The sequence below is a fragment of the Pseudoalteromonas sp. A22 genome (assembly GCF_018141345.1).
In the GTDB taxonomy this organism is placed as follows: domain Bacteria; phylum Pseudomonadota; class Gammaproteobacteria; order Enterobacterales; family Alteromonadaceae; genus Pseudoalteromonas; species Pseudoalteromonas maricaloris.
On the sequence record NZ_CP047238.1, the window covers coordinates 1,252,838 to 1,277,584 of the forward strand.

Annotated in this window: 12 protein-coding genes; 2 read left to right on the plus strand and 10 right to left on the minus strand. The window is 45.1% G+C overall.

Annotated elements, in window-relative coordinates; all coding sequences use genetic code 11:
* Positions 1–64 precede the first annotated feature (64 nt).
* The 6 genes from GSF04_RS10540 to GSF04_RS10565 form a co-directional block, all read right to left on the minus strand.
* Positions 65–2,788 carry a TonB-dependent receptor gene (locus tag GSF04_RS10540; protein WP_211859500.1) on the minus strand — a complete coding sequence of 908 codons (2,724 nt, stop codon included), beginning with the start codon at positions 2,786–2,788 and terminating at the stop codon, positions 65–67.
* A gap of 84 nt (positions 2,789–2,872) precedes the next feature.
* Entirely contained in the window at positions 2,873–3,838 is a 966-nt protein-coding gene (locus tag GSF04_RS10545) for a FecR domain-containing protein (protein WP_211859501.1), read from the minus strand.
* Between the two features lie 10 nt (positions 3,839–3,848).
* The gene (locus tag GSF04_RS10550) at positions 3,849–4,319 is read right to left on the minus strand and encodes a sigma-70 family RNA polymerase sigma factor (RefSeq protein ID WP_211859502.1); all 471 of its coding nucleotides are present in this window, start codon (positions 4,317–4,319) and stop codon (positions 3,849–3,851) included.
* Positions 4,320–4,528: 209 nt separating this feature from the next.
* Positions 4,529–5,731, minus strand: coding sequence for an iron-containing alcohol dehydrogenase (locus GSF04_RS10555; RefSeq protein WP_211859503.1), 1,203 nt, complete (start codon positions 5,729–5,731; stop codon positions 4,529–4,531).
* 67 nt (positions 5,732–5,798) lie between these two features.
* On the minus strand, positions 5,799–8,126 hold the full coding sequence (ygjK, locus tag GSF04_RS10560) for an alpha-glucosidase (RefSeq protein WP_249122472.1): 2,328 nt from the start codon (positions 8,124–8,126) through the stop codon (positions 5,799–5,801).
* A 105-nt stretch (positions 8,127–8,231) separates the two neighbouring features.
* The gene (locus tag GSF04_RS10565) at positions 8,232–8,978 is read right to left on the minus strand and encodes a transporter substrate-binding domain-containing protein (RefSeq protein WP_211859504.1); all 747 of its coding nucleotides are present in this window, start codon (positions 8,976–8,978) and stop codon (positions 8,232–8,234) included.
* Between the two features lie 180 nt (positions 8,979–9,158).
* On the opposite strand from GSF04_RS10565, the gene GSF04_RS10570 reads away from it, so the two are divergent.
* Both GSF04_RS10570 and GSF04_RS10575 read left to right on the plus strand, forming a co-directional pair.
* The gene (locus tag GSF04_RS10570) at positions 9,159–9,674 is read left to right on the plus strand and encodes an acyloxyacyl hydrolase (protein WP_045961557.1); all 516 of its coding nucleotides are present in this window, start codon (positions 9,159–9,161) and stop codon (positions 9,672–9,674) included.
* Between the two features lie 203 nt (positions 9,675–9,877).
* Positions 9,878–11,113: an MFS transporter gene (locus GSF04_RS10575; RefSeq protein ID WP_069022654.1), complete on the plus strand. Its 1,236-nt coding sequence runs from the start codon at positions 9,878–9,880 to the stop codon at positions 11,111–11,113.
* 64 nt (positions 11,114–11,177) lie between these two features.
* Here the strand turns inward: GSF04_RS10575 and GSF04_RS10580 are convergent, their stop codons facing one another.
* The 4 genes from GSF04_RS10580 to GSF04_RS10595 form a co-directional block, all read right to left on the minus strand.
* Entirely contained in the window at positions 11,178–12,245 is a 1,068-nt protein-coding gene (locus tag GSF04_RS10580) for a hypothetical protein (protein ID WP_211859505.1), read from the minus strand.
* Between the two features lie 75 nt (positions 12,246–12,320).
* Positions 12,321–13,373: a hypothetical protein gene (locus tag GSF04_RS10585; RefSeq protein ID WP_010604068.1), complete on the minus strand. Its 1,053-nt coding sequence runs from the start codon at positions 13,371–13,373 to the stop codon at positions 12,321–12,323.
* A 192-nt stretch (positions 13,374–13,565) separates the two neighbouring features.
* Positions 13,566–14,804, minus strand: a complete 1,239-nt coding sequence (locus tag GSF04_RS10590; protein ID WP_045988380.1) for an NAD(P)/FAD-dependent oxidoreductase — start codon at positions 14,802–14,804, stop codon at positions 13,566–13,568.
* A gap of 128 nt (positions 14,805–14,932) precedes the next feature.
* Positions 14,933–24,745 (minus strand): non-ribosomal peptide synthetase, encoded by a 9,813-nt coding sequence (locus tag GSF04_RS10595; protein ID WP_211859506.1) that lies wholly within the window; start codon positions 24,743–24,745, stop codon positions 14,933–14,935.
* Positions 24,746–24,747: the final 2 nt, after the last annotated feature.

Here is a 24,747-nt window from a genome sequence, read left to right on the forward strand (position 1 = left end):
TGCTCCAAGGTGATGTAAAAATATAGCGCTGTCTTTAAGCAAAAGTACAGCGCCTAAGTGTTGATTAAAGTTTGAGTTCTAAGCCAATCGAAATGGTTTGGCCAGGTTCTGGCATCGCAACGATCGAGCCACTTGAAACTTTATACTGATCGGTCAAGTTGGTGATCGCTAGGTTGCCTTTGATGCTGTTGCTAAAGATATAATCAAGGTAAAAGTCGAGCTGATAGCCTGCTGGAATATACTCAAGCGCAGTTACTCCAGTCCCTGCCAAAAAGCCGCCTGGGTGATGTTTCTCAGAGTGTTTTTTGTAGGTAAAACCCGTATCAATTGTGTCGTTAAAGAGTGTCATACCAAGCGTTGCGATATAGCTTTTTTCAGGAGGCACACGAAGTGGTGTTAAACTCCCCGCAAAGCCGGTCGTATTACAAGTATCAACACCTGCAGCCTCAGCCATTAAGCGTGAGCACATTTTGACGTCGGTGTACTTTGTGTAAGATAACCTGCTGTAAAATAAGTCGCTTTGGTAATGAAGGCCAAACTCCGTGCCAGGCAGTTCAAACTGATCATAGTTGGTAAAAGTGAACTTTTGATCCCATGAAGGTGCATCGGGTTTAGGCAAGAAGCCTGTTGCTAACATACTTTCAATATTGGTGTAGAAGTACTCCGCCGAGATAATTAGCTTATCCCCGTGGCTGAGTAAGTTGCTAAAGTCACTCTCAAAGCCAATATCATACGATTTCGTTTTTTCAGGGGTGATCGGGTAGTCACTTGAGTAAGAAAATACCTCATTAGAAACCGTTGTTTCGTACAGGTTTGGCATTCGATATGCGTTGCTATATTTGGCTTTAATTACTGTATTATCAAGCAGTTGATAATTTGCTTGTACAGTCACATCCGCTTTGGCATCAAATGTAAGCTTTTCGCCTGTTTGATAGTCCTCGTTTACCGAATCATGAAGGTTTACGTTCAGTGCAAGCTCTACCGGGGCAAGATCGATATTGGCATTGGTAAATAACGCTCGCTTTGTTTGCTTACCGTGTCGCGAAGTCGCTTTTAAATTGAAGTCAGCAGGGTACCAGTCTCGATTAAAATTGTCTTTCCAGTTTTTATGAGGGCTTAATTTTTCAACCTGCCAGGATAGGCCATACGTCAAAGTAATTGGTGTACTGGCCAGAGATAATGCAGAGGTATTGAATGCACTTATCCCATGACGCTTATTATTATAACGGTGAAAATATTGCCCCGCATTTGCTCCTAGGTTACTGCCAAGCGCATTATATTGCTGTAACCTCGCACTGGTACGCCAAACGTTAACACTGAGATCGACTAATGAGTTATTACTTGGTAAAAAACGGTATAACGCACTGGCACTGTTTACCAGAGCAGAGCCTGGAGCCCACTGCGGCATGGTTTCTACACCTTCTGGAATTTCTTCGGACATCCATTGTTCTTGGTCATTTTCATCGATCACCTTCCAAAACTTGGTGTCACCGGCTCTTTGTTTGTACCAGTAGGTGGCCAGCATTTCTCCCGCTTCTTGCTTATGGTAGCGTGTATTCACCTCTAACGATTGTTCTTCCGTAAACGCATAAGTTAATTTGGCAAGATATGAGTCGCTTTCAAAGCTTGTATTGACGACTTCGCCATTTTGGTTAACTGGAGGTGGGATAAAGTCGACTACTGTGACTTCATCATACTGCCCCTCGTGTTCAGTTGAAGGCACCCAACGCACGTACTCCTTGGCTTCAACAAAGTCGTTAAAGCCATTTTTACCAGCAAAGTAGTTACCAACCTTTTTTTTGCTGTAAGCGAGTACCGCTTGTAAGTTATCCTGTTGATAAGCGGTTGCTAGCGTAAACCCACCGCCTGCAAAGTCGAGCGTGTCATTGTGGTTGCTGATTTCGTAATAACTTTGCAGGCCAAAGCTTTCAGGTACTTCAGGTGTTCTATTATTGTTGTGCGTATTTACCTTAACTAAAGCGCCAAGATTCTGACCGTCTTTGAGAATATCTTGTGTGCCTAAGGTACGGATATTGACTGTTCCGCCGATTGCACCTGAGCCAAAAGGTGATGCTTTGGCCGATGCGCCTTTTTCGACATTAACCGAGCTTATCAAGTTTGAGTCGATATAGGTTCTATCCGACGAACCCATATAGCCGCGGTTTGTGTGCGTTGATTGCAAACTTCCGTCGATGAAAATCGGCACTCGGCCTTCGCCTTGCACGCCGCGAATACCAATATCAAGTGCGCCTGCTTCGTTTCGAATATTGTTTGCCTCTATACCAGAAAATGTCGAGAAAATATCCGAGTTAGATAAACCCTTGGTTCGAGCAATCTGTTCACGATTAAGATTGAGTTTATCGCCTTTGACCGTGATAACTTCAATATTATCTTGCGGATTTGGTGTTTGCTTGTGCTTAGCCTGAGTGTTGTTGGATTGGTCTTTTGCTGACGTTAACTCGCTAATCGCCGCTTTAATAACGATGTTATTGTCAATAATACTCGCCGTTAGCGGGCTGCCTTTCAATGTACGCTCTAGCGCCTCGGTTAAACTTACCTCTCCTTTAAGTGCTGGGGCTTGCAGGCCATTTAAGAGTTTAGCATCGGCAATTAGATTCATACTCGCAGCCTCAGCTACCTGCGTTAAGGTATGGTTAATAGGTTGCTGCGCGAGATTAAATTGATATATAGCAACTTGACTCTGCGCGGTTGCAGGCAGGCTTAGGCTAAGCCCGAGCGCAAATGCTAAGGGAGTGAGTCTTGTGTTTAAAACAGAGCGAGTTCTCATTGTGATGCGTCCAAATAAATTACCTAAGATGAAAACGAATGAGAATGAGAACTCCTCAATAAAAATTTGAATATTTTTATCTTGTCATCGAGAGTTAACTATAACTATATGATTATTAGATTCTTTAACTTCTACAGGGAGAACATGTGGAAGTAAGTTTAAAAAGCTTTCGAGCTCTGATGCTAAAAAAGTACCCGAAATAACCAATTGCTCAGTTGATTGCGTGCTTAAGGTGTAACTTAACGCATGATGTCGTTTAAATTCCTCAAATACTTCGTTGAGTGGTGCATTGTCGAACACGAGTCGCCCTTGCTTAAACGCATCGACGAGATTGAGGTTTGGGTCAAACTCAGTCTTAACAATACCGTCACTGCCCACAACCGCCATTTGACCTTTTGTTAGCGTTATTTGCTGATGTTGGCTTTGCACGTTTACACGGCCATGAGCCACCACAATGCGAACGCTATCGGCTTTTTTATCGACTGAAAAGCGGGTGCCTAATACGGTAATCTTTGTGCTGCCGGCACTGATAACAAATGGTCGGCTTTTGTCACTGGCAACGTCAAACAATACGCGTCCACTGAGTAGCTTATTACGGCGCCGATTGCCATCAAAATCAATAGCGAGGGACGTTTTGGCATCTAAGGTCAGTAGCGAGTTATCGGGCAGTGAGATAGTGCGTAATTCGCCTCGAGGTGACTGATAGCTGGCGTGAAAGGTGTCTTTGTTTACTTGAAAGAACCACGTTTGATAACCAACGAAACTCAACGCAAAAAGTGCAAAGCATGCAGCAATGGCGAAGTACCGCTGAGTTGTCTTTGGTTTAAATTTAGAGTGTGTAACTGGATTCTCTAATTGTGCAATGTCTTGCTCTGAAAATTGCGATAACAGTCGCTCAACCTGTTTACTTTCTTGATAGGCTGTTTGGTGCGCACGGCTTTCACCAAGCCAACGATTGAGCGCTTGCTGCTGCGCTTTACTGAGCCCTTGCCTTTCGAGTTCCAGCCAGTGGTTTACTTGCTGCTGTATTGATACATTATGACGGTCCATTGCGATTCTCTTATTGTTTTTGTAATGCGTTACAGCAAGCGAGCATGGCAGTTGCCAAGTGTTTTTCGACCATGCTGACAGATATACCCATTTGCTCTGCTATTTGTGGCTGGCTTAAGTTTTTAAATTTATAGAGCACAAATGCTTGCTTAGTTTTTAGGGGTAAGGAGTCGATACTTCGATTAAGTAATGCCAGTTGTTGTTGACTTGCGAGCTTAGCCTCGGGCTCATAATAACTTGGCGCGACTAATTCGAAGTCGTCGGGCTCAGCAACGGTTTGATTTTTGCGATACTGATCAATCACAATGTTTTTCGCGGCTTTAAAAAATAGTGCGCGCTCTTGCGTGTTATCCTGCTTTGGATTGCTGTTTTTATAACTTAGTATTCGGGTATACGCCTCTTGGACTATATTTTGAGCCTTGTCTTTGCACCCCACTGAACGAGCGATATAACTTAATACTTCTGAGTAATAACGTTCCAAAATACACCAGTTTGCTTTTCAAAAGTCGCGCATACTAGCATTAAAAATTGTTATTGAGAATTGTTTTCGTTTGCGTTTGTCGGCTTTTAACTGTTCGTTAATAGGTTTTATGTCTTTAGTGCTTTTACTTAATGTTTTATTGTAAGGTTATGAAAAAACTTAGCTTTATTTTAAATTGCTTTGGTTCCAAACACTAAGCGCAGTGCTTATTAAGGCGTAGGAGCGATACCTTTTATAATGCGTTGGCAGGCGCTGGGATCCATAAAATGGGGCACCGGATAATCCGGATGTGCTTCTTTTAGCGCCAGCTCTGCGAGTAGTGCAGCATCATCAGGAAGTACTTCGGCGAGCGTGGTTTGGATATGTAAATCAAGCAGTAAGCGCTCAATGTGCTCTAAAAGATCATCTGCTTGGCGCTCGATGGGATAGTCTAACGAGGTTAATCCACAGTATCTGGCGATGAGCGCGAGTTGCTGGTTAATGCGCTCGCCATACCAGGTTAGCACGGGCATGAGTAACACTGCGTTGGCAAGCCCGTGTGGCGTACCATATTGAGCGCTCAATTGGTGTGAAATTGCATGCACGTAGCCGACAGAGGTTCTGGCAAAAGCTTGTCCTGCGTAATGGGAAGCGAGTAGTAGCTGTGTTCTTGCTTCTAAGTTTTGTGGGTCTTGTTGCGTTTTGGGTAAATATTCAAAGATAGCTCTACAGGCCTCAAGAGCACGACCGCGGCTAAACTTAAGACAGTTAATGCTCAGTAGTGCCTCAATGGCGTGGGTTAGTGCATCAATTGCTGTAGTCGCGGTGATATGTGCGGGCATACTTGTGGTCAATTCCGGTAATAACACGGCATGGTGTGGCACTAAACAAAAATCAGTCGCGGCATATTTGGCGTGATTGCTAGGATCGTTGACGACGGCGGCAACGGTGGTTTCCGAGCCGGTTCCTGCTGTTGTTGGGATCGCGATATTCGGCGGTAGGCGTTTTAAGACTTTAAATAACCCTTTGAGTTTAGTCACCGGTTTGTTTGGCTTGACAGCCCGAGCGCCGATCAGCTTGCCCGTATCGAGTACCGAGCCACCGCCAAGCGCGATAATTGCTTTACATTGATGCTGTTGGTAGACCTTTAGACCATCTTCGACGTTTGCTATGGTTGGGTTGGGTAAAACATCTGCGTAATAATGCGTGACTAACTCTGACTCACGTAGTGTGTTTTCCACAACCTGATGCAAGTTGAGTTTGAGCAGCACTTGGTCGGTCACGACTAAGACGTTATCTCCACTTTTTAACCCCAGCGCCTCAATGGCGTCTAACAACCCCGTTTTTCCCTGATGTAATTTGGGGTTCGGGATCCCGATAAAAATAACAATGCACTTTAGGGCAAAGTGGTAAATACGGTAAAACCAACTCATTGCGATCCGTCTAATTTTGTTTTTGTATCATTTAAAAAATGTAGACGGATCATCACTGAATTGCTAGCTAATTTGTGGTGGTTTGCTGCGAAACTAGCTTTTCTTCTTTAATTGGTGTTTTGGGCTTGTCCATCTCAAATGCTTCTATCATGAGCAAAATATGGGCCGCGCTCCATGAAAAGTTCGGTGCACCTTGCTGCTCGCCGGTGAGTGGGTTGTAGTTTTCGCGAATAGGCGCGTTTTGCAGTAGACCATCCGCATTTTGCATAAATCGCTGAAGCAAAGTGTTCGCTTCAGTTTCATAACCATAATAGCGTAGTCCCATCAAGCCAAAATACAATTGGTCAAGCCAGACACGACCACGCCAATAGATGTTTGCGCCAAATGCAGGGTTGGTCTGGGATGCAGAGCCCAGAGGAATATAGGTGTTGAATTCACTGGGGCTGAGCATTACTTCAGAGACGCGTTTAGCATGATACGCTGTTGCTACCTGATTAAAGAGCGGAGCCCAACCCTCTGGGCCGCGACCACGTTCAATGATTGGTTGCCCTGCACAGCCATTTTCAAGCGGTGATGCGGCAATGCGAATGTCGTAGTAGTATCCACTGTTATCGTCGAACATGCAGCGGTTTATATAATCGGCGACTTGCTTTGCTTGTGCTGAAAAGGCTTTGGCTTCCCGTGGCTTAGCCAAGATATTGGCGATAATACTCAAGTTTTTGGTGTCAGAATAAAAATAACTGGCCCCATCAACCGATTCTTGCATCAAAGAGTAGCCTAGCAGATGGCCTTGGGCGTCCTTATTGCTAGCAAATTCGACTTGCCAGTCTTTAGCGTTGCCACCTTGTTTCACATAGATCTCAAGCTGCTGTGGTGAGATAAAACCAAAGTTAGCAGCATCGTCTCTTCCAGACTCCCATGACGCTGCGGTCTGTGCGGGAATACTTATCTGTTTACCTTGTGTTTGCGCATCGCGATAGGCTTTTAGCCCAAAGCGGACATGCTTTTGCTTTCCTTCATGTAGATAAAATAACAACTCACCCGCTTGATTATTATGGTGTTTATCTATGGTTGCACCAAATTCAGGAATACCATTTTGGTTGTGATCACGGTTGCGCAGCCACCAATCACGATAGGCGACAAGTTTAGGGTAAATTTGTGCAAGCCAAGCTTTGTCTTTGCTGGCATGGTAGGTATTCAACACCGCCCAAGCGGCCAGCGAGGGTTTTGAATTCCGTTCGCTCCAATTACCGCCATCGCCACCGCGTTCTGGTGGCAGGTTATAACCAATTAAATCGGGTAATAAGCCTTTATCTTGGGGTCTCACAGGATCGTTCGCTGCTATTTGATAGGAAAATACGGCATCAATGTTGGCCTTGGCTAAATCTGGTGCAAATAGTCTCAGTGCTGATGCTTGTTTCCAGCTGTCCCAAGGCCAAGTTAAATTGCCGGAAAACCAGCGAGCAGTGACCGAAGGCGATACGGTATCAAACGCGATTGCCCCTGCAGGAGATCGCCAGTTACCAATGAGGGTTTCAACGGCTTTTATCGCCAATGTTTGTTTATCTCGTGGTAAGGTTTGATAGCGTGCTAAATAGCCCGTCCAGCGAGCTTTAGAGCGTTGCCAATACGTAACTGGGGATGAGAGAATTTTGGCAACGGCCTTTGCTGTTTTTATGCGCTCTTGTTGATTGTGGACATAGCTTATTGCGGTATAAAACTGCAGACCACCAGAAGTTTGCGTCTCGCTATAATAACGGTTGTTTGCCACCACATTTTTGAAAGGGATTGTGCGGGTGATTGAGTACTCGTTGCTACCAGAGGTCAGAAGCGCCCACGGATCGCGAACACGACCAAAAGTGGTACTGATCCCACTTTCGCTGGCAACCATAGTTGGTGCGAGCTTAGGGTATTGTTGGTCCAGTGTTTGTTGATCATTAAGCTGGTGGAGTAATTTGCCGTCCAATTTTAAAGTAAGTCGTTGCTTTGTATGAATAGTGGTTTGAATAAGAGAAACGCGCTCACTAACAAAGCGTAAGCGGATCGTCACCGTCGCGAGCTCATGTCTAAGCGTTTGCACCAGCTCTCCGGGCAGGCTGTACAGTGCTGCATCAAATTGAAATTTGGTCTCACCATAAAAAATTTGTAGGCGCTCAATACGTTCAAATAAATACGTTAAATACTCTTCGGTGATAATCGCGTTACCCGTGAAACCACCATATTCCGCAGCGCTATCAGGAAGTAAGTGACCATGCCATGCGCCGTTATCAAACAGTGGTGAATAGGGACTATGGCCAAACTTGTCTGCGGGCTTCATTACCTGAGGGTGACCAAAGCGTGAAACCGCGTTGATGATTTTTGGGCTCGCGTACGTTTCGCATGCTACAAAGAGCATGAGTAATACCAATCCTGTGAGTACTTTCATTTTTATTTTGAATAAAGTATACAATTTTTGAGATGCTATCACAGCGACGTACAAAGTTCAGTAGCAAACGATGAATTACTCGTCTATGGGGCAGCCGACGTCAACCTTTTTGCGTTGCATCTGTACTCGTTCAGCGGCGGCGCGTAGCCGATTTATATATTCTGGAGGGGCGCTGGGGTTGGCGGTTAAATAGAGGGTTTTACTTAACTCTGGAACTTCTAGCACTTTGTCCCATTGCTCCACTAAACCCATTCTAGCAGCCATTCTATCCACAAAATTTTCGGCACCAAAAATAAAGTCAATTCTACCTCTTTCAAGCAGCTCACCTGCACGACTCAAACTAGTTACTGATAGCATGTTCTTATCGGCGATAAAGCCTTGTGCTTTTAAATAGTTTTCGGAAAGTTGATCGGCCGCAACAGCGACAACATGTTGTTTGATTTTCCATATTTCCCACTCTTGCTGATCGGCGATATCAGCACGCTTATAAAAGGCGACCTTTAGCTCACAAAGTGGCGCAATCCAGACATGGTTTTCTTCACGTTGCTCCGTTCTGGCGATCGAGTAGAGCAATGAATAAGGGGATTTTTTGGAGAAGGCTTTTGCGCGAGTCCAAGGCAACATATAAATTTGATAACTTAGCTCTGCTTCCCACATAATGAGGCGTACGATATCAGTGGCAAGCCCAGTAATGGTGCCGTTCTTTTGCTCTATCTGGTACGGAGGAAAATGCTCGGTATAGATATCTACTTTTGTCGGTGCTGCGGCTAAGGCACTAAATACACTAAATATCCCTATAACGCTCCCAATTATATACTGCATACCACATTCTCAAGATCGTTTTTAACAGTATAACTCATAATTTGTTATTGGTTTTGGTTAAATTAATGTACCCATTAAAATTCCATATTGGTGCTTTATTGGCAATTATTATATGGTTTTTTGGTGTCTTTTAAGAATTAAATAACGGCGTAAAATTGCTCTTGTTGTAGAGGAGTTGTTATGCGCTTAGTTTTATTCTTGCTTATGTTGTTTGTGTCTACTTACTCACATGCTAGTGAAGTTGCAGTTGATTATGTGATGGGAGAGGGGGATGTAAAAGGACTGCGGCTTGGGTATCGTCCCTTGCATTATAGTTTAGCGGATTATGGTTTTGGCGAAGGTGCCTATGTTTATTTTGAGTTGAGCACCAACTATTGGGAATACGGCAAACCAAAACGCTCAGACACGACGTTTGCTATTGCACTGTCACCAGTGCTTAGTGTTCCACTGACCGAGTTTGCTGGAAAGCCGGTAAATTTTGAGTTTGGGATTGGCATGACCTACGTCAGTGATACTCGATTTGCGGGCAAAGACATTGGTGTTCACTATCAGTTTGAAGACCGCATTGGGCTTAGTGTTAATTTGAATCCCAGTACTAAAGTTGGGATCCGATATCTGCATTATTCTAATGCAGGTTTGAGCGACCACAACCCCGGTCTTGATTTTTTAAATGTGTTCTACGTTAAGCGGTTTTAACGCTTAATGTCATTGATTTAGTTTTATCTCCCTTTGTGATTTCAAGGATGAAATTTTTTCTTACTAAATAACGCTAAAATAACGTCATTTTTTCTTTATAGAGTTCCAGTTTCCAAGATAATAGAATGCAGTTAAACGCTTGACCTAAACTAAGGTTTAGGAATTAGGGTTCTGCGTAAATCAATAATAATCAAGGAACATCAATGGAGAATAGCTCTGCAATTGAGCGGTTAAAGCGCTTTACACCTTTAGTTTGGGTAATGCTTGTTGGTAACTTTTTCGTTCGCGCTAGTTACTACATGGTATGGCCTTTTTTGGCTGTTATTCTTTACGAAAATTATGGACTGAGTGCAACAGAGGTCGGTTTATTGCTGACGGTGTCAGCGACTTTTGCCGTATTTTTGGGGTTTTATACGGGGAATCTCGCTGATCGCTTTGGTCGCACCAAAATGCTCTACACGGCAGTGTTTGTTGGTGTGATTTCTTTTTCACTGTTGGCTGTGGCTGAATCGTTGTGGTTGTTTGCAACCTCAGTGTTTTTAGCTTGTCTACCTAGGACGCTTTGGGATGCGCCTAGTAAAGCATTACTTACTGAAGAACTCGCCGACGCAAAAGACAGAGAGCTTGCACTGCATTTACTCTATTTTCTCGTGAATGTGGGGGCGGCTTTAGGACCATTGTACGGGCTATGGGCGGGGCTTAATGGTGAGCAGTTTAGCTTTATCTATACTGGTATTTCGTATATTGGTTTGTTGCTCGCGCTGCTTTACTTTAGACCTAAACTGAGTGAAGCGCAGACTTTCGCTTTGCAGTCGGCCGCTCAGTCGGTACCCAAGTTTGCAAAATGGCTGGGGATCTTACGAAAAGATAAAGTCTTTTTAATTGTGCTAATCGCTACAACTTTAGTGTATTTGGTTTATGCGCAATGTGACTCTAGCTTAGTGCAGTATTTGACGCGTGCAGAGGTCCCCGATCTGGCTTGGCTAATTTCTAGCTTAATCATCGCAAATTCTAGTGTGATCATCGTTTGTCAGTTTCCATTACTACATCTGATGCGTAATTGGCGTATTGAAAATAGACTCTATGCGGGTGGCGTGATATTGATCATTTCACAAGTCATGATGGCCTTGAATGATGTGCAAAATATCTGGGGGTGGATTGCAGCCATGATGGTGTTGAGTCTGAGCGAAGCAATTATGTTTACTAACATCAATGTCTATATTGACAGGTTGGCACCAGATAACCTGAAAGCTAGCTATTTTGGTGCTGCTGGCTTGTGTTCATTAGGATATGCATTAGCACCCATTTTAGGCGGACTTATATTAGATTTTTACTCCGGCATGATGCTGTTTATCATCATGACCTTAGTATCTATCACCGCGCTTGGGTTTTATCGCATTGCTGAGCTGAAGCCTAAGACGACGGCTGAAGCGATATAGCTTAGCTAACTCGGTGACCTAAAAAGGGTCACCGTTTAATTATCCGAAGCAAAGGTTAGTTACTTTACTTACCCGCCATTTTTTGCAAGTAACCCAGACGTTGACGCTCGGCAGCCGAGGGCTGATATGGGCGCTTCTCCAGTGCGTCAAAGTAGAAATCAGTGATGTGGTATTCGGTTATTTTGCTATCACCAAACTGCGCAAGCTCTCCGGGCATTGGCGACATTCTCTCAATCACAAATGTCTTTAACGTGAATTGCGATGGACCGGATTTAGCTGAAAAAGGAGCAAGCACCGACTGATGTGCTTTTAAGTTGAATACCTGTTTCCCTTCGCTTAACTTTTGTTTTTCAACCAAATGACTGATTGGTGTGCCATCGCGAGTAAATAGGTTTGCACGGATACGATAAGTACCACTTTGCTTTACTTCAAGCTGCAACGGAATTATCAAGTCTGCTTGCTCGGGGTAAGGTTTAGCAATAGCGAGCAGTGTGGCGCTGGGTTGGTAATAACGGATACTTGCCGTTAATGCAACAGCCTTAGCCGAGCTTGGCTTAGCACGCACGACGACATTCAGCTCTTGAGGCCATGTTGTCTCGCCATCGACTGCACCAAGCCAAATACCATCAGACTCTTTGAGGCGGGTGGTGGATAAGGTTTGCTGTGATGTAGGGTCGAGTATCGTTGCGGTTGCATTAGAAAATTGACTACCAGATAAACTTATCTCGATAGTAGCGGGGTGCACAAAGCGATATTGATTCAGCGACAAAGACACCTGTTCGTTATTTTCTTCAATTGGCATTTCGACGGCATAAAAATGATTTGGATTGAGCCTATCAAAATCACCTTTGCCAAGGGGCTGTGAATAAGGAGGTAGAGAAATACTATACTCATAATGTGCCGCAGCTGTTTGCGCAGCTTGTGCCAGTGGTAGTGATTCAACCAGTGATTGTTTTTGTGTTATCGCAGTTTTAGGTGTAGTGGGTTGCGTTGTTGGTGGTGTCAAAATAGCTGTGGTGACTTGTGGTGCTGGTAACTCAGGTGAGGGTAGAGCTTCGCGCTGCAAGGCAAAATAGCCTGCAGTGATACAGACCACAATAAGAATGACACTAATCAACAAAAACTTTTTCATAGCAATACTCGGTTAATATAAGGAACTGCATGAAGCAGTCCCTTGGGTATAGAAATTAGCAAAATAACCGTTAAGTTACAGTGAGTTTAGTATTAACTGTGAAAAGCTTTGTGAGTTAGACTCGCTAACATAACGGTAAGTTTTTTTCCAAAACCAGCTACCCGTTGTTTCTTCATAGGTGTTGTAGCTAATTGTTTTATAACCCGCGTTAAACTGAGTACGAGCCGCTGTTACTTTGCCTTGGTATCCAGCATCTGGCAGGTTACCGTGGCTATATTCCGCGCTCATTAGTAATGGGTAGTGGTATGGCATAAAGCTAGTTACTGCATCATCTTGAGAGGCTAGCTGACCGTTGATAGCAACGCTTGTACTACAACTACCAAAGTCACCTTTTGTCGATGCACCACAAGAAGAGTGTGTTGATACAACACCATCATCATTACCTGGTAAGAAACCTGAAGTGAGGCCGTAGTAGTCGCTTGCATCAGCGACGAAACGTAGGCGAGGTGCGTTGTCACTTGGGTACTGAGCAACTTGTCGCGCGTTATTTACTTTTAAATCCCACATGATACCAAACTCTTCAGGCATGCTACCAAGCCAAGCCTCAACAGCTTGGCGAGTTAGTTCACCAACTACACCACCAGAAGTCGCAGCGTTGATAGCAGTGTCTGCGAGTTCGCTTCCGCCACCCGCACCTGCAAGGTCAAAAGTAGCAACGATATTAAGTGGTTGAAGGCCCGCATTTTCAAGCCAAGTTGCTTGATTATCTAAGATATAGCGCGCAACCAAATCACCTGTTGAGTGAGTAACAAAGACGCAGCCAGGATTACAAGTGCCATTTTCTGCAAATGCTTTTAGCTTTGGCCAAATATAATCTGTTGCGATTTTGCCTTGCAAACGTTCATAAGAAGGCCAATCAATACGTTCATCAGCGTGGTTTATCCAAAAAGATGACCAATATTCTTCACCCTCAAGCTCGACATTGGTACTGTTAGGGCGGTTAAGTTGGTCCGCTTGAAAGCCATGAATTAGAATTGTTTTATATTCAGCGGCCTGCGCGGGAGTTGCAAGTGCAGCGCCTGTTAATAACGCAGAAAGTGCAGCAGTGTATACAAAGTTAGTTTTCATTGTCTAAGTCCTTTAAAGCGCCAAGTGCCACATCTATGGTCGGCCTACAATAAAATTCTCCCACTTTGCTTAATCATCAATTCGGGAAACTATAGGCATCACACAACTACTTTCACTACTACTGAAACGCATCTTTGTTAGTATATTATGTGGCGTGAGAAACTATTCCCACGCCGGTCTAAAAAGCTAAAATCACGCCATTTCAGGGTTGTTATGGAGTTCAGATAGCAGGTTCAGGGTTTTCTCGCTGCGGTTTACAAATGGGTTTGTTTCATCCCATACATAGCCCGCAAGCACAGAAGTGATTTGGCTCTTAATTTTTTCAGGCTTGTTGTCTGAGAAAAATAGGCGGCGCAAACGTCCGTCGTACCAGCCTTCAATGTAGGTGCGCATGACAGCAATACCTTTAAGCATATGCGCCTCATAATCTTGCTGCCAATCTGCTTCCTCGCCATTTAACTGAGCGACTATGAGATCAGCGGCGCGCGCGCCTGATTCAATCGCAAACATAACACCGGCTGAAAATACAGGGTCAATAAATTCACTGGCGTTACCGGTTAGCACAAAGTTTTTGCCGAACAGTTGTTTAATACCTTTTGAGTAGCCTTTGATTTCCTTTGGCTCCATACACAGCGCCATTCCTTCCAACATTGCTGATGCATGTTGATCGCGAGCAAGGTAGGTTAAAAAGCGTGTTTTAGCATCGCCCTGGGCACTTTCCAAATACTCAGGGTTACCAACAAAACCGACTGAAACACGACCGTCAGAGAAAGGTATTAGCCAAACCCATACATCCTCTTCGTGAACCAGAATCGTTACTTTATTGTTTTCAGCCCCAGTCTCTATGCCATCAGCAGGTTTAAATTGCGCAAACAAAGTTGCGCGAGTTGGCGCTGATGAAGGTTCATTTAAATCAAGCAGGTTTGCGAGTACTCGGCCATAGCCGCTTGAGTCAACAACGAATTTGGCTTGAATTTCCTGCACATCACCGGCCTCATTGACTACCTTAATGATAGGCTCTTCTAGATCCATGTTGGCATCGACTACTGAAGTGCCAAATTCGATAGGGGCACCCATTTTTTGCACTTCTTCAGCCAGTACATTGTCAAAGTCATCTCTTGGAACTTGCCATGTCCATGTCCAGCCATCGGTGTAATTTTTAGAGAAATCGAAAAACTCTTGGAAGTCATCTTGTTTAAAATTAGCACCGATTTTCTTTTGGTAATTGCGCGCAACTAACGCATCCATAAATCCAGCATCTTCCAAATGCTGCATACTTTGTGGTAGAAGACTTTCACCGATGACATAGCGCGGAAAGTGGCTACGTTCAACGATCTTCACGGTTAATCCTGCTTGAATTAGCTTTGCAGCGGTCATTGTCCCAGCAGGTCCAGCGCCGATAATAAGTACATCTACATTTTCCTTAGCCATTTTGTAATTCCTTAATCATATATTGTGAGAAAATGTGGCAATTAATTAATCCTAGAGTGAAGAGGGGAGCTCCCTTTAATGCCTCACTCTAGAAAATCTAATTTAACATTATATTAACGAATAAAATGTTAAAGAGTGTTCATAATTTCTGACATTTTTATTAAGTCTTCCGGTGTTTTTACCCAACTGTTGTGCGACCCTTTCATGGTGAACACTTGAACCTGACTGGGTTGCATTGCTTCTTCGATAAGATTTTGATTCTTATCAAGGTATCGGTTGATTATATGACTGGAAAGTTGCAACTCTAGGCTATCCGACTGAGCCACTTCAACCGCACAACCAGCACTAAATAGCGTCACCTTTGCGGTGCTAGAAAATGCCGGATCATTTTGGTAGTGATAATTAATTCTATCGGGCTCAAGATGACTGAACTCTGGGTGTAGAGCAAAAACTTCATCATGCATCGCGGCATAGTCAAAACAAGGGTCGACGAACACCAAGTGTTCGACTGTGTCCCCCTCATTTTGCAGCAGTTTGGCAACCTCAAGTGCCAGCGTTGCGCCAAAACTCCAACCAAAAATCCGATAAGGACCACTAGGCTTTAGCTTTTTAAGATGAATAGCATACTGCAACGCCAATGTTTGGAACTGATAATAGTCATAGGCGAGCGAGCCCTTTGGTTTTTCCTGTGCGGCATAGATGTTATTGAAGCAATAACAAGGCGCGGAAATCTTGGGAGCAATGGATTGCAAGTAACTCTCAGCACCACCGCCACCCGGAGGGAAGAAAAACCATTCAATAGGAGCATCGGCTTCATTCACCAATACGCCGATCTCAATATCGCTTAGGGTTTTTATGCCTTGGGGACTTGCGGCTGTAATCGAATGTGAAACGACGGCTCGAAGGGCAGCATCGAACTGCTCTATGAATGCGGTGGTTTGCGTCTCATCTAACTGACTTGCAATGCTCACTTGCAGTTTCATTTGACGCACTTCGGCATTAACGATGAGTGCCATTTCATCCTGATTATCCTTGCTGCTGGCATCGCCTGAGTGTGCATTTAGCATTCGTATGCCCTGATCTTGTGCATCATTGTTGCTATCAAGTTGTCCCAAGTAATTAAAGCTAACTTTAGGTAACTGATTGAAGGAAAATTCCCCACGTCTGACCAATTCGCTGAAGCCTAGCCCTTTATCTGGAATGGCACGAAGCGTTTCTTTGCTTTGAATAATCAGCGTCGATAAATCCGTGTCATTTTTCAGAGCAACCGGAAACATACTAGTAAACCAGCCTAGTGTTCTTGAGGTATCAATATGGTCACTCAGATGTTCTCGGCCGTGACCTTCTAACGTGAGGTGGCAATAGTTTGTAGCAAAGGTATTGCACCAAGCCCGAGTAAACGCACTCATTAAGAGATCATTGATTTCTGTGTTAAACCCAGCAGGAGCAAGGCGTAGCAATTGCTCAGTAAGCTGAGTATCAAATTGATGCGTAAGACGCTGTTGTGATTTACCGTAAGGTACGTTTTGTTGTGTGCTTAGCACATTTTGCCAATACGGTATTTGTTGTTCAAAAGGATGCAGGGCCACAACGTCTGACCATTGGCGATAACTGCTGGTTTTGTCGCTTAAGGTGTCGCCTTGCAGCAAGCGACTTAAGTCTTCGACCAAAATACGCCACGAAACACCATCAATAACAAGGTGATGAACGATAAGTACAAGCCTAGTTAGCGGTGTATCATCGCTGAGTAAAACCGGTTGCCACAAAGCACCTGAACCGAGTTCAAAACGGGCGTGTATTTTAGTCAACGCCAGAGCGGTTTGCTGCTCATCAAGCCCCGAAGTGTCCAAATGGATAAGCTTTGGTGTTGGACAAGCAGCAACGCTTTGATATTGGGATTGCCAAGTCTCGGTTTTGCTAAACTGAGCGCGCAACATGTCATGTTGTTGATGCAGCTGCGCAAGTGCACGCTCCAAAGTATCCAGCGCGGTATTGTGCGGAAGTGCGAGCATGACCGACTGATTAAAATGCGCTTTATGACGGTAATGGGAGTTGAGGAACCATTGCTGGATAGGTAATAACTTGATTTCTCCGCTGAGCTCACCTTGTTCAGCCTCGATTTCTACCTGTTCATTATTTGCCAAAAATGCACAAAGCGTTTCTAGGGTTGGATAAGTAAATATGTCTTTGGTCGACAGCGAGTAGCCAGCACGTTTGAGAGCCGACATGAGCTGAATGCTCATGATTGAGTCACCACCAATATGGAAGAAGTTATCTTCCAAGCCAATCTGCTTAATCCCCAATACAGCACACCAGATTTTAGCGATATGTTTTTGCTGTTCTGTGTTTGGAGCATGGTGAGTCTCAGTTTGGCTAAAATCGGGCTGCGGCAGTGCTCGGGCATCAATCTTGCCATTCACCGTCACCGGTAGGGCGTCTAATGTGACGTAGGCACTTGGCAGCATATAACTCGGTAGCATGTGAGAGAGTGTTTGCTTGAGCTTTGCCTCATCTAGTGACTCAGTATTTGCCATGACCAAGTAGGCCACGATACGTTTAACCCCATCTTGTTCACTCACGTTTACAAACGCAGTATGAATTTGCGGTTGTTGCTTAATCGCAGTTTCAATCTCACCAAGTTCGATGCGGTAACCACGAATTTTCACCTGAAAATCATTACGACCAACATACTCTAATAAGCCATCTTCACGCCATTTAACCAAATCTCCCGTTTTATACATTTTGTTCCAACCGCTTGCGAGGTATCTATCCGATGCGAACGGATTAACTAAGAATGCTTGTTCGGTTAAATCTGAACGGTGTAAATAGCGTCTTGCCATACCCGCGCCGCCAATATAAAGCTCTCCTGCCACGCCCGGTGGAAGTATTTTTCCAGCAGGTGACAACACGTAAGCAGATTTATTGGCAATAGCGCGGCCAATAGGTGCTCCGTGATTTACAGAGTTGAGTAAGCAGCAAGTCGCATAAACGGTGGTCTCTGTTGGGCCATAGGCGTGGTAAAGCATCAGCTCTGGCGCTTGATGCTTTACTCGCTCAACCATAGCTAAGTCGACCGCCTCTCCACCAAAATTAATCTGTTTAAGTCCGGCGTGTAAGAAGAAGTCTTCGCTAGCTAAACGATTAAATAGCGCAGTGGTTACAAAACACGTATCAATCTGCTGTGCTTGGCAGTATTCAATCAGTCGTTCTGGATCAAGTTGAGTCTGTTTATCTATCAGGTGTAGTGCTGCGCCATTACTGAGTGTGACAAAGCAGTCAAAAATAAACGCGTCGAAGCTAATACTCGATAAGCTAAGGACCTTGCTCAGTTGTGTGGGATCGATAAAGTGGTCGTCCGTGGCATAGTTTAATAGTGCCGCATGGTTGATTTCTACGCCTTTAGGGTTACCTGTGGTACCAGAGGTATAGATAATATAAGCCAAATCAGACGTGCTCACCGATACCGCTTGGTCTAAGCTTGTTTCCTCCATTGGTGCATCGCTGAGTACATGTGTCAGTGAGGCAAGTGTTGTACTCGCAACTCTATCCATTAATCCCGATTGGGTGACCACAATTTTCGCACCACAGTCCTTGGCAATATATTCAATCCTTGAGTCAGGAAATTCCGGTGATACAGGAACATAACCACCGCCTGCTTTAAGAATAGCGAGGATCGCAACGATAGAATCCAACTGTTTTTCATGCAGCAATAAGACTGGGAAATCACCTTGATACTCGTTGCCGTAAACTTCAGCCTTAATCACCAATAATTGCTGGGCAAGCTGGCGAGCCTGGCGGTTGAGTGCTTGATAGCTTAGTGCTTCATCTTGCCAGACCACAGCCGTTGCATCCGGGAATACGGCGACTCTTTCACTAAATAAGTCGTTGAAGTTCTCGAAGCCACATGACTTGCGCTCGGTTTTATTCCACTCGTTGAGAATACGGGCCTTTTCCACTGTATTAGCAATTTCAATGTGCTGATGAGGTAAGTGAGTATTGTCAGCGACTTGCTTAAGGATAAGTAGCAGTTGAGATTGCAGTTGTGCGGCACGTGCAGGCGAAAGCAAGCTGGCGTCGTACATTAGCTCAAATTGTAGCTCTCCTTGCTCCTTTGCTATCAATGCAAGTGGGTATTCAACTTGCTCTGGTGCTGCGTCAAACTGCCAGCGAGCTTGTTGTGCCTCTGCTTGTTCATTTTCAAGGCTTGGGTAGTTTTCGAAAACTACTAGGCTTTGGAATAGCCGATTACCACCTTGTTGCAGTGACGCAAGTGACACATTCGCATGGCTATTTAAGTCCAAAATGGCAGTTTGGATCTTCTCGAGTTGTTGCGCGATGGTAGCATCTGTAGGCCAATCAAGATAAAGCGGTAGCGTATTGATGTAAGCTCCAACACTTTGCTCTATGCCGTCAATTGGTAAGTCACGACCTGCGATAGTTGTACCTACTAAAGTAAATTCGTCGCGAGTATAGATTTGGATAAGCTTATGCCAGGCAAATTGTACCGCAGCATTGAGCGTGACAGAATGTTGCTGACACGCTTGCTGCAACTTACTTAACGCCTCGTTTGGTAGAGCAAAATGCAGCGTCTGCGGCTCATGATTATGACGGAGCGTTTCTAAATCTGTTGAGTGACTAAACAGGGTGTTAAGATCGTTTGCCTGTGATAAATCAGCGACATGATATTGCCAAAATGCTTTGGTGGCGGCCTGATTATCTCTTAGGTAAGCATGGGCATCTAAATAGGCGTTATCCACCGGTAAAACAGGTTCTCGACCTTGTAGTAATTGCGTATAGTTCTGGTGAACGGTCTGCATAACTAACGGGCCACTCCAGCCATCACAAATGCTGTGATGCTCTGTTTTTATTAGGTGATAATGCGCTTCACCGCGTTTTACCAAATGCAGTGTAAATAACCCCGGTCTTGCAAAATTAAATGGCTGATTTAGCACTTGGTTTGCAAGCTTTTCTATGTGTGCTTGTTGTTCTGCTTTTGAGTAGTGGCTGATGTCAATCACGCTAAAGTTATCTTCATCAACACAGGTGTGATCTACGATAAGTTGCAGCATGGTTTCTTCAACATCAAAAGCACAGCGCAGCGCTGGGTATTGCAGTGAGGTTAGTTGCCACGCACGACAGTAAAGCGCAGTGTCAACTTTATCGAAATACTGCATCTGTGACTGCACCCGATAGGCGGTATCTTCTGGACTATTAAGCTGGTGGAAGATAAAACCTTGCTGCAAGTTTGTTGCGGGATAAACCGCGGCTAGGTCGTAGCGTGTGCGCAGTGCATCTAAGTGGGCGAAGCTGACGCCTGTCAGGTTATAGTCGCTCGGCGTTTGTTTGGCGCCAAGCGCTTTGGTATGTAATGCCGTGTCCAGCACCGCTTGTAGACTGGCAGTGAACTGACTTTGGAATAGGGCAAATTCGGTTTCAGACAATGCCGTGGTGCAATTTAAGACAAGCTGACCATGAATAATAGCCGCGTTGATATCAAGAACGTAATGACCATTATTTTCGCTTGCGACTGGTTGACCTGTAATGGCTTCAGTTAAGTAGAAGTCACCACTGGGTTGCTGCGTTTTTGTGCCACCGATTTGGCCTAAATAGTTGAATGCAACGGTTGGTAAAGTCCCCGTCACTTGTTTGGAAAAGTAGAACTGACCAAAACCAACGCCATTGTCTGGCAATTTACGCAGCTGCTCTTTGGCATTGACAATAGCGCTTTCGAGACTAGAACCCGCATGGAGTGCTAGTGGATATAATGACGTAAACCAGCCAACGGTGCGTGAATGATCTATATCTTCGGAGATGTGTTCACGACCATGTCCTTCAAGCGCAATAACCTGATCATTACTACCAGTGATATGAGCGAGAGTTAGGGACAGTGCGGCGACGACAAGGTCTCGAGGCTCTGTGTGGTAGCCTTGATTAGCGTCAAACAGCAGCGTTTGTGTAAATGCAGAGTCAAGTTTAATCACTTGGTTTGTCGGTGTGTTCTTCGCTGTTAAGTGTGTTTGACAAGTATCAAGTACTTCTTGCCAGTAATCGATTTGTTCGGCTTGAACATGTGCATATTGGGCTAAGGTCTCAACCCATTGACGATAGCTTGAGGTTTTTTGCGCCAATTTTTTGCCTTGATAAAGGCTATTTAAGTCCTCAATTAGGATCCGCCAAGAGACAAAGTCAATGATCAGGTGGTGGAAGGCCAGTACCAATACATCTTGGCTTTGGCGTTTGACACGAATTGGCTGCCATAAAGGGCCTGAATTTAACTCAAACTGTGACTGCAAGCGGGTTAATTGCTTGGCAAGCTCGTCGTCACTAAGTGTGTCTGCATCAAGTTTAACTAGAGGTGCCATGGTATTATTTTGTTGGTACTGCTGGGTAATGTGCGCCGTCTTTTGATTGAAAACAAGGCGTAGCACATCATGTTGCTCAGCAAGCTCGGACAATAGCTCAACTAATCTCTCATCACTGATTGCGCTTGGCATTACAGTGGCAAAAGTTTGGGCAAAGTGTGCGGGGTTAGCAAACTGATTTGCGAAGAACCACTGCTGGATAGGCAGCAGATCGAACTCGCCTTCAAGCTGGCCTTGTTCGGTTTTTATCGTAACCTTCTTGTCGCCATTCGCACTGATAAGCTTTGCCAGCCGCGCGGGAGTTGGGGCGGCAAATATCTCTTTAACTTGTACCGTTAACCCAGCTTCTCTTAAGCGTGAAACCAGCTGAATACTGACAATTGAGTCGCCGCCGATTTGGAAGAAGTTATCCTCAATCCCCACTTGTTCTAGGCCAAGTACCTGTTGCCAAATCTCACAAAGTTGGGTCTCTAAGGCATTGCGTGGTGCCACATAAAGGTTGTCGGCTTGAAGCTCTGGCGCAGGGAGTGCCTTGCGGTCAAGCTTACCGTTACCCGTAAGTGGAATATGCTCGATTAAGGTTAAGTGACTGGGCACCATGTATTCAGGTAAAGCAGCACTTAGGGCGAGCTTTAACTCGGTAATTTCAAGGTCAGGCTCTGCAACAAGGTAAGCGGCCAGCGCTTTGCCTTGCGGTGCAGGCACATCAATCACCACTGCGTTTTGTACGCCTTGCTGGTCGACAATAGCTGCAGCAATCTCTCCTAATTCGACACGATAACCACGAATTTTCACCTGCTCATCGTTACGACCGAGATACACCAAGTCGCCGTTGTCTAGGAAGCGGGCAAGGTCACCGGTTTTGTACAGTTTGCTATGGGCGGGGTCGTGACTAAATGGATTATCAATAAAGCGCTCAGCATTGAGTTCAGGGCGGTTTAAGTAACCACGGGCAACCCCAAGGCCTGAAATATATAACTCACCCGGCGCACCAATGGGCATGGGCTGCAGCGACTCAGATAACACATGAAGATTAACGTTAGGGTAGGCTTTACCTATGCCTTGATGAAGACGTGGATAGGCCTGTGCTAGCATCGCACCGACTGTGGCTTCCGTTGGACCATATTCATCGAAAATAGCGTTTACATGGTCGCTTAATGCGGCAATGGCCTGCTCAGTCAGTGCCTCACCACCGAGCATTAGGGCATCGACTTGTGCGTCGCTGCCAGGCAATAGCGCCATGGCAAGACTGGGTGTGGTTTTCACAAAGCCAACGTTCGCGGCATTTAGATGAGCTCTAAAGGCGGCGGCATCAAGAATATCGCCTTCATAAACACACACCGTTTGTCCAGCAAGGAGCGGGCATAAGGTGGTGGTCACCGACAGGTCAAAACAGTAGTTAGAAGAAAAGTCGATATTACGATACTTGTCACCTAACTGGCTGGTTAAGGCGTGAAGATAGTAAAGCACATTGTGCTGCGTGAGCATTACGCCTTTTGGTTGTCCGGTTGTCCCTGAGGTGTAGATGATATAAGCCAAGTTAGCCAACGCGGTTGGACGCACTAAGTTCTCGTGCTCCACCGCCAGCGCATGGGTGTTTACGCCGAGCACCTTCACGCCGAGCGCCGCCATTTTTCCAAGCACAGGCTCAAGAGATGGCAAGTGGCTTTCCTGCGTTAGCACTAAGTCGGTGTTGGTGTCAGTTAAAATAAACTCAACCCGAGCTTCTGGGTAATCCGGTGAAACAGGCACATAGGCACCACCGGCTTTGAGCACGGCCAAAATAGCAATAAGCATCTCGCTACTGCGAGAAAAGTAGAGGGCGATAGGGGTATCGGCAGGCAATAGGCCTGCTTGGGCTTTGGGGTGCTGAGCAATGATTTGCTTCGCAAGGGCATTGGCTTTACCGTTCACTTCGGCATAAGACAGTGCTTCACCACTGCTGGTTAACATGGCCGTCAGCTCAGGGGTATTAGCTGCGTGTTGCTCTACCAAGCTGGCCAAATCTTTATCGATGGCAAACGATGCTGCGTTGTCATGCCAAGCACGTATTGTGTCAGTCTCAGTTCTATTTTGTAGGGCTACTTTTGCAAGTGGCTGTGCGGTTCTGGCGATCACCTGATCGATAATATTGATAAAGCGCTCAGCAAGGGTTGCGATCCAGTCGCTTGGAAATAGCGCAGTGGCGTAGTTAATATCACCAAATACTTCTTCGTCCCCATTTTGTAGCAGCAAACTAATGTCGAACTTTGCCACTTTATGGAGCGCTTTTACTTGTGACTCATCCACTGGCGTAAACAGCTGTTGGCTGCTGTCATCACTATTATTTTTAAATTGTTCAAGTGAAAACATCATTTGAAATAGCGGATGGCGAGACGGATCCCGTTGTAATTTTAGGGCGTCGACCAATTTATCAAATGGCAGATCTTGGTGCGCCTTTGCCGCTTTTAGGGTTTGGTGCACTTGTTGAATTAAGGCATTAAAGTCGAGTGCGTTATCAATATGAACTGGCAGGGCTAAGCTATTGACCAAAAAGCCAATAAGATTTTGTGTCTGGCTTAGATGACGGTTGTCAGATGGTGTACCTATGATTAAATCTGACTGACCGCTGGTTGCTTGTAATGTCAATGCCCAGCTGCTGAGCAGTACTACATAAAGACTGGTTTGTTGCGTTTTGGCTATGGCCTTTAGGGCTTCGCTTCGTTCCTGACCCAAACGAATACGGTGGTCTGCACCGTGATATTGATATTCATTTGGCCTTGGTAGTGGCGAATGTAATTCAAGCTGCTCAGCGCCTGCAAGTGCATCAGTCCAGTGGTCTAAAAGCTTAGTTAAGGTATCGCCGCTAAGGTACTCGCGCTGCCATTTTGCGTAATCTTGGTACTGTAACTCAAGCGCTGGTAGCTCAGGCGTTTTGCCTGAAGCTAGCATAAAATAGGCTTGGTGTAGCTCACGCATAAAGATTTCGGTGGACCAGCCGTCAAACGCTATGTGGTGCCACATAAATAGCACGTAACGTTCAGCGCCTACTGTCCAACAGCAAACCTTGAACATAGGCTCATTGGCTAAGTCAAATGGTGTACTGATCGCTTGTTTAACGGCCGTATTAAGCGCAGCTAAGTCAGCCACAGGGCTAGGCGTAATTTCAATACAAGCGCTCAACACTTCTTGATAGTCGTGGCCTTGCTCGTCTTGACGATAGACACTGCGAAGTACTTCATGCCTATCTAACACGATATTTAGTGCTTGCGTTAATCGCGCAAGCTCTGTGTGCTCAGAGAGTTTAACCAAAAACGGAATGTGATAAGCGTTAGTGCCATTTTCTAACCGTTCGATAAATAATAAACGCTCTTGCGCAAATGAAAGCGGATGGCGGTTTAATTCTGGCAGTGTATTAAATGCATCCTTTGAAAAAATTGCTTTTGCTTCAAGGTAATCCATTAGCTGCGTTTTGTTTGACTTTAACTTTGCAACAAGCGCAGCATCTGGCGCTTGCGCGCCAAATGACAGCTCTAGTCCGCCGTCTTGCAACCAGATTGAGAGATTGTGATCTTTCAGTTCAGCGAGCAATGACAACATGG

Coding starts and splice junctions, on each gene's coding strand:
- GSF04_RS10595 (WP_211859506.1), bottom strand. CDS start 24,745: ATGTTGTCATTGCTCGCTGAACTGAAAGATCACAATCTCTCAATCTGG.
- GSF04_RS10570 (WP_045961557.1), top strand. CDS start 9,159: ATGCGCTTAGTTTTATTCTTGCTTATGTTGTTTGTGTCTACTTACTCA.
- ygjK (WP_249122472.1), bottom strand. CDS start 8,126: ATGCTCTTTGTAGCATGCGAAACGTACGCGAGCCCAAAAATCATCAAC.
- GSF04_RS10545 (WP_211859501.1), bottom strand. CDS start 3,838: ATGGACCGTCATAATGTATCAATACAGCAGCAAGTAAACCACTGGCTG.
- GSF04_RS10555 (WP_211859503.1), bottom strand. CDS start 5,731: ATGAGTTGGTTTTACCGTATTTACCACTTTGCCCTAAAGTGCATTGTT.
- GSF04_RS10590 (WP_045988380.1), bottom strand. CDS start 14,804: ATGGCTAAGGAAAATGTAGATGTACTTATTATCGGCGCTGGACCTGCT.
- GSF04_RS10575 (WP_069022654.1), top strand. CDS start 9,878: ATGGAGAATAGCTCTGCAATTGAGCGGTTAAAGCGCTTTACACCTTTA.
- GSF04_RS10565 (WP_211859504.1), bottom strand. CDS start 8,978: ATGCAGTATATAATTGGGAGCGTTATAGGGATATTTAGTGTATTTAGT.
- GSF04_RS10540 (WP_211859500.1), bottom strand. CDS start 2,788: ATGAGAACTCGCTCTGTTTTAAACACAAGACTCACTCCCTTAGCATTT.
- GSF04_RS10585 (WP_010604068.1), bottom strand. CDS start 13,373: ATGAAAACTAACTTTGTATACACTGCTGCACTTTCTGCGTTATTAACA.
- GSF04_RS10580 (WP_211859505.1), bottom strand. CDS start 12,245: ATGAAAAAGTTTTTGTTGATTAGTGTCATTCTTATTGTGGTCTGTATC.